15 protein-coding genes, 1 tRNA gene and 2 pseudogenes are annotated in these 11,853 nt (G+C 69.8%); 7 read left to right on the top strand and 11 right to left on the bottom strand.

Translation table 11 applies throughout. From position 1 onward, the window contains the following. Positions 1–14 precede the first annotated feature (14 nt). Both O7619_RS27485 and O7619_RS27480 read right to left on the bottom strand, forming a co-directional pair. Complete coding sequence (locus O7619_RS27485; protein WP_282284312.1) at positions 15–848, bottom strand: alpha/beta hydrolase; 834 nt, start codon at positions 846–848, stop codon at positions 15–17. A 9-nt stretch (positions 849–857) separates the two neighbouring features. Continuing rightward, positions 858–1,805, bottom strand: a complete 948-nt coding sequence (locus O7619_RS27480; protein ID WP_282284311.1) for a phytanoyl-CoA dioxygenase family protein — start codon at positions 1,803–1,805, stop codon at positions 858–860. Between the two features lie 92 nt (positions 1,806–1,897). Between O7619_RS27480 and O7619_RS27475 the strand changes: the two genes are divergently transcribed. The 3 genes from O7619_RS27475 to O7619_RS27465 all read left to right on the top strand — a co-directional run bounded on the left by O7619_RS27475 (position 1,898) and on the right by O7619_RS27465 (position 3,689). Next, complete coding sequence (locus tag O7619_RS27475; protein ID WP_282284310.1) at positions 1,898–2,491, top strand: hypothetical protein; 594 nt, start codon at positions 1,898–1,900, stop codon at positions 2,489–2,491. A 40-nt stretch (positions 2,492–2,531) separates the two neighbouring features. Beyond that, entirely contained in the window at positions 2,532–3,203 is a 672-nt protein-coding gene (locus O7619_RS27470) for an alpha/beta fold hydrolase (protein WP_282284309.1), read from the top strand. Between the two features lie 84 nt (positions 3,204–3,287). Next, the gene (locus O7619_RS27465) at positions 3,288–3,689 is read left to right on the top strand and encodes a nuclear transport factor 2 family protein (protein WP_282284308.1); all 402 of its coding nucleotides are present in this window, start codon (positions 3,288–3,290) and stop codon (positions 3,687–3,689) included. Positions 3,690–3,732: 43 nt separating this feature from the next. Here O7619_RS27465 and O7619_RS27460 read toward each other — a convergent pair whose 3' ends face one another. Further along, positions 3,733–3,930 (bottom strand): DUF397 domain-containing protein, encoded by a 198-nt coding sequence (locus tag O7619_RS27460; RefSeq protein ID WP_282284307.1) that lies wholly within the window; start codon positions 3,928–3,930, stop codon positions 3,733–3,735. Next, entirely contained in the window at positions 3,923–4,801 is an 879-nt protein-coding gene (locus O7619_RS27455) for a helix-turn-helix transcriptional regulator (protein WP_282284306.1), read from the bottom strand. The genes O7619_RS27460 and O7619_RS27455 overlap by 8 nt, the downstream gene beginning before the upstream one ends. Before the next feature lie 177 nt (positions 4,802–4,978). On the opposite strand from O7619_RS27455, the gene O7619_RS27450 reads away from it, so the two are divergent. After that, the gene (locus tag O7619_RS27450; protein WP_282284305.1) at positions 4,979–5,188 is read left to right on the top strand and encodes a hypothetical protein; all 210 of its coding nucleotides are present in this window, start codon (positions 4,979–4,981) and stop codon (positions 5,186–5,188) included. A 151-nt stretch (positions 5,189–5,339) separates the two neighbouring features. Beyond that, entirely contained in the window at positions 5,340–5,552 is a 213-nt protein-coding gene (locus O7619_RS27445) for a hypothetical protein (protein WP_282284304.1), read from the top strand. Between the two features lie 121 nt (positions 5,553–5,673). On the opposite strand, the gene O7619_RS27440 is transcribed toward O7619_RS27445, so the two are convergent. Beyond that, positions 5,674–6,348: an HAD-IA family hydrolase gene (locus tag O7619_RS27440; protein ID WP_282284303.1), complete on the bottom strand. Its 675-nt coding sequence runs from the start codon at positions 6,346–6,348 to the stop codon at positions 5,674–5,676. 593 nt (positions 6,349–6,941) lie between these two features. On the opposite strand from O7619_RS27440, the gene O7619_RS27435 reads away from it, so the two are divergent. Next, positions 6,942–7,256 (top strand): hypothetical protein, encoded by a 315-nt coding sequence (locus O7619_RS27435; RefSeq protein WP_282284302.1) that lies wholly within the window; start codon positions 6,942–6,944, stop codon positions 7,254–7,256. Positions 7,257–7,715: 459 nt separating this feature from the next. Here the strand turns inward: O7619_RS27435 and O7619_RS30190 are convergent. From O7619_RS30190 to O7619_RS27425, 3 genes and pseudogenes are all read right to left on the bottom strand, one after another. Then, positions 7,716–7,805, bottom strand: a pseudogene (locus tag O7619_RS30190) (epimerase); the annotation flags it as partial. A gap of 40 nt (positions 7,806–7,845) precedes the next feature. After that, positions 7,846–8,154, bottom strand: a pseudogene (locus O7619_RS30185) (site-specific integrase); the annotation flags it as partial. 140 nt (positions 8,155–8,294) lie between these two features. Further along, a tRNA-Arg gene (locus O7619_RS27425) sits at positions 8,295–8,367 on the bottom strand. A gap of 169 nt (positions 8,368–8,536) precedes the next feature. Between O7619_RS27425 and O7619_RS27420 the strand changes: the two genes are divergently transcribed. Beyond that, complete coding sequence (locus O7619_RS27420) at positions 8,537–9,262, top strand: hypothetical protein (RefSeq protein ID WP_282284301.1); 726 nt, start codon at positions 8,537–8,539, stop codon at positions 9,260–9,262. 144 nt (positions 9,263–9,406) lie between these two features. Here the strand turns inward: O7619_RS27420 and O7619_RS27415 are convergent, their stop codons facing one another. The 3 genes from O7619_RS27415 to O7619_RS27405 form a co-directional block, all read right to left on the bottom strand. Continuing rightward, positions 9,407–10,432 (bottom strand): alpha/beta hydrolase, encoded by a 1,026-nt coding sequence (locus tag O7619_RS27415; RefSeq protein ID WP_282284300.1) that lies wholly within the window; start codon positions 10,430–10,432, stop codon positions 9,407–9,409. Positions 10,433–10,623: 191 nt separating this feature from the next. Next, a complete protein-coding gene (locus tag O7619_RS27410) occupies positions 10,624–11,034 on the bottom strand; it encodes an HPF/RaiA family ribosome-associated protein (protein WP_282284299.1) in 411 nt (136 codons plus the stop codon). 328 nt (positions 11,035–11,362) lie between these two features. Further along, complete coding sequence (locus tag O7619_RS27405; protein WP_282284298.1) at positions 11,363–11,824, bottom strand: hypothetical protein; 462 nt, start codon at positions 11,822–11,824, stop codon at positions 11,363–11,365. Positions 11,825–11,853 lie beyond the last annotated feature (29 nt).

Raw genomic sequence — 11,853 nt, 5'->3', positions numbered from 1 at the left:
GATCAGCATCCGATTTAGGTGTGGCTACCCAGCCATTCGAGGGCCGACCCGGCGTGCCGGAGCACGGAGATGTGCCCGTCGTCCGGGAAGCGGCGCAACTCGGCCGACGGACACCTGTCGGCCAGCCACTCGGCGTGCGCCACCGGCGCGATGCCGTCCCGGCCGCCGTGCAGCAGCAACACCGGCGGCGTGACCTGGGCCGGGTCGAAGCCCCACGGCCGCACGTAGGCCAGGTCGTCGTCGATCAGCCCGCCGGGCCCGGACGCGACCGCCGGGCCGACCACGCTGTCGAACCACGACCACTCGGCGTGCAACGCGGCCAGGTCGGCGTCGGTGAACCCGGGGTCGTATTCCGCGCCGGAGGACTCGTGCGCCTCCTTCGCGGCGCGCCCCGCGGCGGCGGCGCGCAGCGACGCCACCCCGGACGGCACCATGCCGGCGAACCAGTCCAGCCCGGACGCCCCGTAGGGCGCGAGCCCGGCGCCGACCACCACCGCGACCACCCGCTGCGGCAGCAGCGCGCCGCAGGCCAGCGCATGTGGGCCGCCGCCGGAGTGACCCATCGTCGCGAACCGGTCCAGGCCCAGCGCGTCGGCTGTCGCGGCCACGTCGGCCGCCGCCGAGGCGACGTCGCGATCCGGCAGCGGGGTGGAGCCGCCGTAGCCGGGACGGTCGTGCGACACCCAGCGCAGGCCGAGGCGGTCGGCGGCGGCGAACAGCGGCGCGGGCGGGGCGCCGATGTTGGGCGTGCCGTGGTGCCAGAACACCGGCAGCCGGCCCGCCCCGCCGGTGTCGTAGACGTGCAGGGTGCGGCCGTCGGGCAGGCGAAGATCGGTCTCGGTCACCATGGCCGGAGACTAGCCGTCGCGACCGACAGTGTCCCCCGATACGCCTCGGACCTGCCAGGGCGACATGTCCAGGTGCGGGTAACGCTCGGACACCCCGGCGACCGTCTCGGCGGTCCAGTAGGGGTGGCCCGGCAGCGGGAAGCCGAACAGCGCGAGTTGGTGCGGCGTCGCCCGGCTCACAAAGCGGTACCAGGCGGGCTCGTGGCTGCGGTTGGCCCAGGCGTGGCGGTTGCCCCACTCCGCGGCGGCCGGGCGGTAGTTGAGGTGCATCGTGTAGCGCGCGCCCCGGGGCGTGGTCATGCCGGTGCCCCGATGGAACGTGCCCGGCTGGAACGCGACCACCGTGCCGGCCGGACCGGCACCGGACACCTCCGCCTCGTACAGATGCGGGCTGCCGGTGGGCGCCACGAAGTCGCCGTACTTCTCACCCACGTCGGTACGTGGGTACCAGTTCGGCCGCGCCGGCAGGTCTCCGGTGTGCTGCCGGGAGAGCAGGTGCGGCGGGCCGAACCCTTCGGGCACGTCGACCAGGTAGACGAACATCTCCAGTTGCCGGTAGGCGGGAGCGTCCGTCGGCACCAGCAGCGTGTGCGCCAGGTAGTCGCGGTGCAGCGGCTGGTCGTAGTCGACCGCTCCGGTGAACTTCGCCCACGCCTCGGCCGAGTAGATCCGAAGATCATCTGTGGAGAGCAACTCACGCGCCAGGCTTACCAGGCGGTCACTTACCGCCAACAGGCTGAGCTCGACGCTCGCGAACGGCAACTCGTCGATGCCGTCGAACTCATCCCGGAGGTAGCGCTCCCGGCGCGGGTCCGTGCCGTCGTGGAAACCGTCGGGCGACGGGAACATGGACTCCAGTTCGCCGAGCGCGGGCGCCAGGTCCGATGCCGGGAGGTAGCCCGGCAGGACGACGAATCCGTTGCGCTGCCACTCGTCCCTGACGGTGTCGACATCCATCCGGGCAGTATTTCGATGGATCCACAGGCATGCATCCAATTTTGATTCCGGGGCGGTGCCATAGTGAACGGGGTGACGGACGCGGACGGGGGATGACGATGGTGGAACCGCGGGCCTTCTGGATCGACGAGAACTTCGATCGGGAGCACGGCGCCGACGGGCGCGGGCGCTACGAGGTCGAGGTGCTTCGACGTACCGCCGAATTTGCCGACACGTGGGGCGACATCGCCCCCGTCGCCTTCGCCGCGACCGCCTGGCGGCTGGCCGCCGAGCTGTCACCCGGCTACGTCCGGTGGCACCGGCGGATCGTCTCGGCCACGTGCGCGCCGAGCCCGTGGGACGGCAGCCTGATCTGCGCCGTGGCCGTGGTGTCCCGGTGGCCGGCCGAACTCACCTGGACCCGGCAGTGGCAACGCGACCGGGGCTGGCGGGACTGGCCGCAGTTGTTCGGCCAGTACACGACGCCGACCGAGCAGGACCTGACGCGCAGCCCACACCTGCGCGCGATGCTCCAGGTCGAGGCGCCGCTCCCGCTCGGGGACCTGCCACCGGCCCCCGCCGGACCGGACGACGCCGTGGCGTCGGCGGCGCGCCACGCGGTCGTCGTGCTGGCCCGGGAACTCAACGACCTGCTCGGGCCCATGATCGGTCAACTGGAGGCCGGCGTGCCGGCGGCCAGTGACTGACGGGACGGCTCGCCACCACACCGTGCGCGCCGAACCGACGATGCTTCTCGTCCACAGTCCGCTGCTCACCTCGGCGACCTGGGACGCGCTGCGTCCGTACCTCGAAGCGGCCGGGTGGCGGGTGACGGTCCTGGACCTCCGCCCGTTGGTCGGGTCGCCCTCCTTCCACACGGCGGCCTGCGCGGCGGCGGCCGACATCACCGGGGGTACGCCGACCGTCGTCGTCGGCCACAGCCGTGCGGGCCCCTACCTGCCCGGCATCGCCGACGCGGTCGGCGGCGAGCGGCTGGACGTCGTCTTCCTGGACGCCCGCCTGCCGCACCCCGGCACGAGCTGGTGGGGGTCGCTGTCGCCGGAGCAGGCCACGTGGCTGCGGGACCTGGCGGTGGGCGGCCGACTGCCGACGTGGGACACCTGGTTTCCCGCCGCCTCCCTGGCCGATGTCCTGCCCGACCCGGAACAGCGGCGACGGGTGCTGCACGACCTGCCCGAACTGCCGTGGCAGGTCGTCTCCGAGGTGCTACCCACGCCGGGTCGGGCGTGGGACTCCGCCCGGCGCGTCTACCTGCGGTTGAGTGACGGATACCGGTCCACGGCCGAGCAGGCGGCGGAGCGCGGATACCGGGTCCGGAGCGTGGACGCCGACCACCTGGCGATGGTCACCCAGCCGGCGATGGTGACGGATCTGCTCCTGTCGGCGTTGCGGCCGTAGGCGTCGCCCTCGTGCTGACGGGGCTCGGGGTCGCGATAACCTGCCCCTCGGCCACGCAGTCCTTCTCCGGGGAGGGGTCCGCTGATGACGCTGTCGGTGGAAGACACGTTGGCGATCCACGAGCTGATAGCTCTGCACGGGCATCTCGTGGACGCCGGCGATCTCGACAGGATGGACGAGCTGTTCACTGCCGACGTGGTGTACGACCTGACAGCCTTCGGAGCCGGCGAGATGCACGGCTGCCCGGCCATCGAAGAGGCAGCCCTGGCCCTCGGCGACAGGAACCCGGTGGGTCACCACGTCACGAACGTCTGCGTGACCGAAGGCCCGGACGGCACCATCCGGGCCATGTCGAAAGGGATCGGCGTGACCTCCGACGGATCGGTCGGCAGCGTCGTCTACGAGGACATCGTCCGCCGCGAGGTCGCGGGGTGGCGGATCGCCTATCGGAAGGTCACACCCCGGCGGGTACCGCTACGACCATGACGGTTATCGCTTGCGCCGGTCCTTCCCTCGCGGATCGCGAAGCTCAGCCGCGGGTGCGGTCCTTGACGAACTCGACGAAGGAGCCCCACTGGGCGGCGGTGAAGGCCAGCGACGGACCGGCGATGTCCTTGCTGTCGCGCACGCCCACGACGCTCGGGAGGTTGTCGGCAACCTCGACGCAGTTGCCCTCGTTGCCGCTGTAGCTGCTCTTACGCCAGCGGGCCGTGATCGTCTCAGTCATCGTAAGTCTCCTTGATCAGGGCGGCCACGAGATCCTCGGACGCGCGTTCATCCAGGGCAAGGCTCCACAGAGTCTCCCAGACCGAAGAGTACGTCTCTACCTCGCTGGGGCGGTCGAGGTAGATGCTGCCGGTCAGCGATTCGCTGTAGACGGTGCTGGGCTCGGCGGGCCTGGTTCCCTTCGCGGGGAAGTCAAGCATCACGAAGCCACCTGCGGCGGACGCCCGGTGTGGGCCGGCACTCCTCGGCAGCACGCGGACCTTGATGTTCGTGGATTGGGCTGCGTTGACCAGGTAGGCCAACTGAGCCCGCCAGGCATCCGCGTCGCTGATGGGGCGGTGAAGGACAGACTCGTCGACGATCGCTTCGAACTGGGGAGCTGCCGGATTCTTGCGATCGAGAAGCTTCTGTCGCTCCATGCGCAGGGCGACCTTCTGGGCCACCTCCGCCGGAGTCCGCCCGGGTTTGGTCTCGAAGACCACAGACATGTACTCGGGCGTCTGGAGGAGACCCGGGATCAGATTCGGTTCGTACTGCCGGACGTGACAGGCCGCCGCTTCCATTCCGACGTACAGCTCGAACCACGCGGGAATCACATCACCGTAGGCGTGCCACCAGCCTCGGCTCTTGCTCTCCCTGGCGAGTGAAACGAGGACTTCGGTCAGGTCCGCTGAGGTGCCGTAGAGCTGGCACATCAGGTTCACGTCGTGGGTCCGGAGCGCTGTCTGACCCGCCTCCAGGCGATACATCTTCGCCCGCGACCACTCCAGCGTCGTCGCCGCAGCCTCCAGGTTGATGCCGGCCTCCTCGCGTGCCTGCCTCAGCAACCGCCCGAGTTGCCGGCGTGGGACGGAAGATCCCGTCTCGACCATCTGGCCCCCAATCTCACCTCAGATGCCCGTCTGTCTCATTCCAGCCACCTTGCACGCACGCATGGCACGGCGTCAATCTTTTCGCTCGAATCGCTGGGTGAGACGTTGCAGATCGGAGCGGCGTGGCCCCACGTTGGGTGCTGGACGAGGTGGCCGACGAATCGCCGGAGGTGCGCGATGCCCCGCTGGAAGTGGTTCCAACGCAGCAACGAACCGGTCGATGTGGTGCAGCGACCGATCACGAACGAACGCCCTCGCGCGACCGACGAGATCGGCAACCGGAACGGCGAGGCCCACGTCCTGCCGATGGTCCGGCCCTCGGCGAACAAGGCGCCCCAGGTGCGGTCAGGTCACAGCCAGAAGCGTCGTAACGGCGGCGAGTCGTGAGGCCCGATACGCCCTTCCCGGTGGCGCTGTCCTGGGCCATCATCGACTACCACGTCGCGTACACCTGCTCGCGTTGTCGTCCCCATGGCTGGTGTCCGCGCGTCGTCGTCGCACGCGCCCGCATCCGCGCCTGGCGCAAGGTCCGCGACCAGTGGCGACCCTGAAGGCCGGCGACCTGCTGCACATCACGCGAGCTGCCAGCCCTCAGTTCGTGAAATCGTTCCACTTCCGCGTCATCCGCGTCCTGGACTGGACGACCTTCGACGGCTGGATCTGGCTGGAGGGATACCAGCTCGACGAGCGAGGCGACGCTGTGGCGCGGCGCTCGATCTTCGTGATGCTGAGCGGCTTGAGGTCGGTCTAGCGATACCTGTGCGCCCGGCACGATTCGAACCTGCGGCCCCGGGCTCGGAAGTAGATCGCGGATGGCTGGACGGGAGGCTTCGCTCCTGGTCACCCGTCCGTCGTTGTCGGGGGCGACGGCGTCAGCCGACCTTCGACGGCTCTCGAAGTATGGCGGGCAGGTCGCCCAGGGTGGCGAAAGCCGGCCCACCCCAGCCCGGGTCGGTGTCGTTGTGCTCCGTGGTGCGGAAGACGGTCATACCCACCGCTGCCGCCCCGGCCAGCTCGCCATCCGCGCCGTCGCCGACAAAGACGCACTCCGCCGGCTCGACCCCCAGACGCTCGGCCGCAAGGTGATAGATCGCCGGGTCGGGCTTGGCCAGCCCGACATCGCAGGAGAAGATCGCCACCTCGAACCGTCCGGCGAGCGGACTCTGCGGCCATGACTCGGAAGTGTCCGAGGTGGCGTTGCTGATGAGAACCAGCGGATGCCCGTCGCGGCGTAGTGCGTCGAGCACATCCAGGGTGGCGGGGGAGACGCTGTCCAGCACTCGGCGTCCGAGGGCTCGCCGGTGCTCACCGGCCCGGGTCACCTGTTCGTCCGTCGGTGTGCCGCCGAGGCGTCCGGCGAGGATGCGGATGGTCTCCTCCACGTCCCACCGGACCAGCCGGTCTCGCCAGGTGGCGTGGTACGCGGAGACCAGGTCGGCCGGAGCTACGCCAACCATGACCGCCATTTCGCCGACTACCCGATCGCGCTCCTCGTCAGCCCCGTGGATCAAGGTATGGAAGAGGTCGAAGATCACCGGTCGCGACATCTCAGCATCCTACTGAGACCGTCACCGCTGTCGCGGGCTTGCCATCTGTCTGCCGCCGACCCGCACACCGTGGAGCGTTCACTGGACTGGAATGGCCCCGTTGCCCTGGTCTGCCCGGCTCGGCATGGGAGTGGAAGCCGCTGACCTGTGCTGATGAAGGTGCGCCCGGCAGGATTCGAACCTGCGGCCTTGGGATTAGAAGTGGTATTCACATCGCGATCTCTGACTTCTGCAGCTTCGCTAGCTGCATAAACCCTTGCTAGAAGTCGCTCTACTTTCACTGGCATCCTGCATTTCGCACCACGAATAGCTCCAGGTCGGCCGGAAGTTTGGACTAGAGGTACACCTTGTGGTGTGGTGACCGGCTGTAGCTTCCGTCGGGTGAGGGCTGCTCGTGATGCGAGCGCCGCCCTGCTGCGACCTCAGCGCGTGACTCTCGCAAGCCTCCAAAGGTGCGGGTGTCAAGGCTGTCTCGAGGTTAGCTGGGCTGCGGTCTCCTATCCGACAGTCAGCAAGCCATGTCGAGGCTCGGTGTTACTTTTTGCATCGACGTCGTCACCCAGTGTGGTTTCCTTGGTGGGCTTGGAGGTCAGATGAGAATCAAGCGGATCGGGACAGTGATCGCCTCGTTCGTTTCCGCTGCCACGGCGGTGGTTGCCCTCGCAACCCCGGCGCAGGCGTATGGCCCGTCCTACTGCAACAGTTCCACCTGTTCGCTGTCGATCTCATCGAACACCAGTGGCATCTACTTCGAGATGCCACGGAGCACCCCCGTCACGATGATCTGCTGGACCGACGACCAGTGGTGGAACGGCACCAACCGTTGGTTCAAGGTTGACTCGCTGTACGGGCGCGGGTTCATGATCGCCACCCAGGTGTCGAACCAGACAAGAGTTGGCCACTGCTAGCGCCACGATCACCGACTGCTCTGGTTCCTGCCTGTGGGGCTTCGGTCAGGTCTCGGGCCATCCACAGGCTCATGAAGATCACGTCCGGGGTCTGAGTTAGACGAGGGATTCGCGTTGGCCGCTCAAAGAGGTAAGCCGTGGTTTCCGATCGCCTGGTCGATGCTTGCTCTCCTCTGCCTGTGGCTGACGGTCGCTCCGGCATTGAAACCGTAGGGGCCGTGGTGGGTGCCTGTGACCTTCGCCGCTCTGATGGCCTCCGCCGCCTTTGACCTCGGGCACTGGAACGAGTCGGCGGCCCTGGCCGGAGCATCAACGCAGTACGCCGACCTGGCCGGACATCCGTCGTTGAAGGCGTGGACCTACGGCCTGCAAATGACTCTCGCGAACTGGCGCAACGAGCCCGATTCCGCCCTGACTTACTTCGCTCGCGCCATGCGGACGGCACCGGAGGGCGAGCCGAGGCTGAATGGTGCGGGCGGGGGAACCGGGGGCGAGAACACTCCCACCAGCAACCACACGGCGCAGCCACCACGGCAGGCAGCCGACGTACGCCACCGCACCAGTCGCGGCAGCGGCGCAGGCTCGCATAAAACGACTCCAACGTCTCGGCGTCGAGTCGGCCGACCGGCAGCTTGCCGAGCACCGGCCGTACGTGCTTGTTGAGCTTGTTGACGTAGCCCATGCGGGTGGTGGCCTCGATGTCGGCCACCTCAAGCCACCGTTCTAGGAGTTGGTCGAGCGTGGCGCGGGTGCGCGGGCTACGCCGCTCATAGACTTGCGCCAGCAGCCGCGTACGCGCCTTCTCGGCTTCCTTGGAGGCGGCGCGGCCGGCGAGGATGACCTCGGTCAGGTGGTGCCGCTTTCCGCTGATCGGGTCGACATCCGCATAGACCTTCACGCGGAGTGACTCACTGGGAAGAGTTTCGATCTCGCCGCGCTGGCGCTTGATGCGTCCGTTCGAGGCTGCCACGCGGCCACCGTGGCGCGCTCGCACCACGAGTAGCCCCACGCGAGCTGGTCAGAAGGGGGAAGTACCTGTGCGCCCGGCAGGATTCGAACCTGCGGCCTTGGGATTAGAAGTCCCCTGCTCTATCCGCTGAGCTACGGGCGCGCGTCGACGATCGTCGCGCCAAGAGGGTACCGCCGGCTCCGGCCCGGTCGCGGGTACGGGTCGGCGCGTCCGCGTCGCCCGCCAGCGTCCCACGCCGAGGTCCCGCCCGGCATCTGAGTTCCGGCGGGTCCGAGCCCGGCGGTCACAACCCGGTCCGTACCCTCGTCGGATGCTGCTCGACCAGGAAACCGAAAACGAGATCGTCTTCGAGCTGTGCCAGCACCTCGGACGGTCGATTCTGCCGCTCACCGGCTCGGCGCGACCCGGTGCGCCGGCCGGGACAGTCGGTACCGCATTCTTCTACAGCGAGCTTGTCGGCACCGCCGACGACGGGGAACTCGCACACGAGTGGCTGCTCACCGCCGACGCGCTCACCGACCGGGAGTACGGGGAGATCGGGCTGCGGCCGAGCGTCACCGAGCCGGCCGAGGGGGCGGACGAGCCGATCGAGTTGCCCGGTTTCGCCGACCAGTGGCTGCACCTGCCGGAGCTGGGGGTGGCCGCGATGCCCACCGGCGGGCTGTACGGCTACGCCGACGACCGGGGCTGGCAGTGGCGTACCCAGCAGGTGACCGAGGCGTTGGCCGCGCCGGCCGACGCGGTCGCCCGGATCGGCGCTTCGCCGGGCTCGGCGTTCGTGCTGGCCCTCGGCGTGGGCGCGGACGGGTCGCGGCCGTTGGAGGCGGTGGTCGAGCGGGTCGCCCGGGACGGCGACGGGACGCGGGTCACCACCGAGCTGCCGGCCGGGTACGTGGGCGCGCCGGTGTTCACGGTCGAGGCCGGGCCAGACGGCGGGCCGCTGCCGCGCTGCCTGGGCGTGCTGCTGCCGGCCCGCGACGGCGTCCACCCGATCGCCACGTTCGACCGCATCCGGTCCGCACTGGCCGAGGTCTGAAAGGAGGGGGCCCCTTTTAACGCCTCCGGTAGAGAAGGGGCCCCTTCTCACCGCCAACCGGCGGATGACGGCCGGCAGCGGGGTGCCGCACCGCGACGCCGCGCCGGCCAGCGGCGACACGGGGTGACGGCGGGACCTGCCGGCTCAGCCCTCGGCGGTGGCGGTGGCCGGCTCGTCGGCCGGTTCGCGTGGGGTCGGGGGCGTGGGCTGCGGCTCGGTCGGGCCGGCGCGGAGGAAGCCCTCCGCCCACCGCCCGACCTCCACGAACACCTTCTCGCGTACGGCGGGACTGGACAGCGTGAGGTCGTGCAGCCCGCCGTCGAAGCGGGCCAGGGTGACGTGCCGGCCGAGCCGGGGCGCCCAGCGCACCATGTGCTCCACGTCGAGCACCGCGTCGGCGCCGGTGGCGCTGTCGTGCCACTTCGTGCCCCGGAAACTGCGGGTGGAGCAGGCCAGCAGCACCGGCACCTCGATGTCGAGCCCGGCCCGCAGCCGGCGCTGGCCGCTGCGGATCGCATCCAGCCAGCCGGCCCGGACCGGGAACCCGGCGAGTGGCTTCCACGCCAGGTCGTACCGCCACTCGCCCCGGTGGTCGGCGTGCAGGCTCTCGCCGTACACCGTGCCCAGGCCGAACGGCAGGATGCGCTGCGGCGCCCGACGGCCCAGGCGGGAGACGGCGGCGGCGAGGGGTCGACGGACCAGCCAGGGGGCGTTGATGTCGAAGAAGGGGCTGTTCAGCACGATGCCGTCGACCAGGCCGGCCTCGCGGCGGGCGTGCGCCCAGAGCGAGATGATCAGGCCGCCGGTGGAGTGGCCCATGGCGAGCAGCGTCTCGTGTCCCTCGTCGGCGCGGATGATCTCGGCGGCGGCGTCCAGCTCGGGGAAGTAGTCGCTGAGGTCGCGGCAGAAGTTCGGGGTCTGGTGCGGGAGCAGGCTACGGCCGTATTTGCGCAGGTCGAGTGCGTAGAAGTCCCAGCCGCGCTCGGCGAAGAAGTCGGCCACGTGGGTCTGGAAGAAGTAGTCGACGAAGCCGTGCACGTAGAGCACGGCGCGGCCGGTCGGGCGGTCGGCGCGCCGGCGGACCAGCGTCGCGACCACCGGTCCCTCGTCGTCGGTGCCCAGCTCGATCGTCCGCCGCTCGTAGGGCGCTCCCAGCACGTCCGGTTCCACGACCGCGACGGTACGCCGCCGAGCTACCCGGCGGTAGGGGTGTAAGGAGGGGGCCCCTTTTAACGCATTCGGTAGAGGAGGGGCCCCCGCTTAACACTCAACTGTTAAGCGGGGCCCCCTCCTAACGCGGGTGAGTCGGCCGCGCCGGACCCCCGCCCGCCGGCACCGCGGGCGGGGGCGTACGGGGGAACTCAGGCGGTCTCGGCGTCCTGGCGCAGGGCGTCCTCCGGCGGGACGGCCGGGGGCTGCTCCGTCGGGCGCAGGTGCTTGTTGTTGCGCGGCTCCTGCCGGGTCTTCGAGTCGTTGAGCTTGCGGCGCAGGTCGTCCCGGACGTCGTTGAGCGCGGCGTGCAGGTCCTCCTCGGTCGAGGTGGTGACGATCTTCTGCCGGCCGGCGACCCAGCACTCCAGGGTCACCTTCTGGCCCCGGGCGTCACGGTCCTTGACCATCACCTCAAGCTCGGTGGCGTCGGCGTGGAAGCTGGCGAGCCGCGCGTCCAGGGTCGCGAACTGCTCGGCGATCCAGTTCCGGTCGCCCTGGGAGAACCCGGCGCCGACCCGCAGGCACTCGGCCACGGTCGCGGGGTTCGCCACGGCGCTCATCGCCGGGCCTCGCGGACGTCTCGGAGAAGCATCGGCGCTCCCTTTCTCTCGGTTGATCATTACTTACCCAACCGACCTGATTCCGGAACGCCTCCCGGCGGTCACGATCCGGTCGTCTGCCGTCGCCGTATCACATCGGGGCCTTGATCAGGCGGTTGTCCACAAGGCGGCCTTGTCCACAGGCTCGGGGTCGGCGGGTGGCCCCGGCCGGTCGGCTCGGCCCACGCTGACCCGGACAAGCCGATCCCTGGGAGGGGCGATGTTCGATACCTACGTCACGATCGTCGGGGATGGGTAACCACACCCATCGCCCGGCCCCGGCCATCGATCAGTTGTGTTCGCCGCCGCCGTGGAGCAGCCGCATGTTCAGCCGGCGCAGAGCGGCAGCCGCAGCCGGGTCGACCGTTGGCATCAGCGGCACCGTGGCGTCCTGCGTGCCCGTCGACCGGTAGACGTGCCCCTGCTGGCCGGCGCGCTCCTGCACCGCGCTGGTCAGCCCCGCCAGCCGGTGCTCGACCGCGGCGAGGTGGGCCAGGACCGCGCATTTGATGCGCCGCTCGGCGCGGCCCACCGCCCACACCACCGCCCAGCTCACGAACCCGCTACCCGCGCAGATGCCCAGCAAGGCGTACAGACCGCGCCCGAGCGCCGGCCCGCCGAGGTACTCGACGACGCAGGCAGTCACCGCCACCGTGACCGCCACCGCCCCGATGGTGAAGAAGGTCAGCTCCGACCGGCCGCATGGTTCCGGCTCCGGTTCGGTCTTGCGAGGTCCCCACGTGTTTTCCATCGTGGGAGTCTCGCGAGTGGGACCCCCGG

The sequence above is a fragment of the Micromonospora sp. WMMD998 genome, assembly GCF_029581235.1.
In the GTDB taxonomy this organism is placed as follows: Bacteria; Actinomycetota; Actinomycetes; order Mycobacteriales; family Micromonosporaceae; genus Micromonospora.
Note: the sequence above shows the minus strand (reverse complement) of the source record. Positions and strands in the feature narration are given on the sequence as shown.

Bases quoted from the DNA above. Each gene is read 5' to 3' on its own strand.
- O7619_RS27485 (WP_282284312.1), bottom strand. From the start codon at position 848: ATGGTGACCGAGACCGATCTTCGCCTGCCCGACGGCCGCACCCTGCAC.
- O7619_RS27480 (WP_282284311.1), bottom strand. From the start codon at position 1,805: ATGGATGTCGACACCGTCAGGGACGAGTGGCAGCGCAACGGATTCGTC.
- O7619_RS27475 (WP_282284310.1), top strand. From the start codon at position 1,898: ATGACGATGGTGGAACCGCGGGCCTTCTGGATCGACGAGAACTTCGAT.
- O7619_RS27470 (WP_282284309.1), top strand. From the start codon at position 2,532: ATGCTTCTCGTCCACAGTCCGCTGCTCACCTCGGCGACCTGGGACGCG.
- O7619_RS27465 (WP_282284308.1), top strand. From the start codon at position 3,288: ATGACGCTGTCGGTGGAAGACACGTTGGCGATCCACGAGCTGATAGCT.
- O7619_RS27460 (WP_282284307.1), bottom strand. From the start codon at position 3,930: ATGACTGAGACGATCACGGCCCGCTGGCGTAAGAGCAGCTACAGCGGC.
- O7619_RS27455 (WP_282284306.1), bottom strand. From the start codon at position 4,801: ATGGTCGAGACGGGATCTTCCGTCCCACGCCGGCAACTCGGGCGGTTG.
- O7619_RS27450 (WP_282284305.1), top strand. From the start codon at position 4,979: ATGCCCCGCTGGAAGTGGTTCCAACGCAGCAACGAACCGGTCGATGTG.
- O7619_RS27440 (WP_282284303.1), bottom strand. From the start codon at position 6,348: ATGTCGCGACCGGTGATCTTCGACCTCTTCCATACCTTGATCCACGGG.
- O7619_RS27435 (WP_282284302.1), top strand. From the start codon at position 6,942: ATGAGAATCAAGCGGATCGGGACAGTGATCGCCTCGTTCGTTTCCGCT.
- O7619_RS27420 (WP_282284301.1), top strand. From the start codon at position 8,537: ATGCTGCTCGACCAGGAAACCGAAAACGAGATCGTCTTCGAGCTGTGC.
- O7619_RS27410 (WP_282284299.1), bottom strand. From the start codon at position 11,034: ATGAGCGCCGTGGCGAACCCCGCGACCGTGGCCGAGTGCCTGCGGGTC.
- O7619_RS27405 (WP_282284298.1), bottom strand. From the start codon at position 11,824: ATGGAAAACACGTGGGGACCTCGCAAGACCGAACCGGAGCCGGAACCA.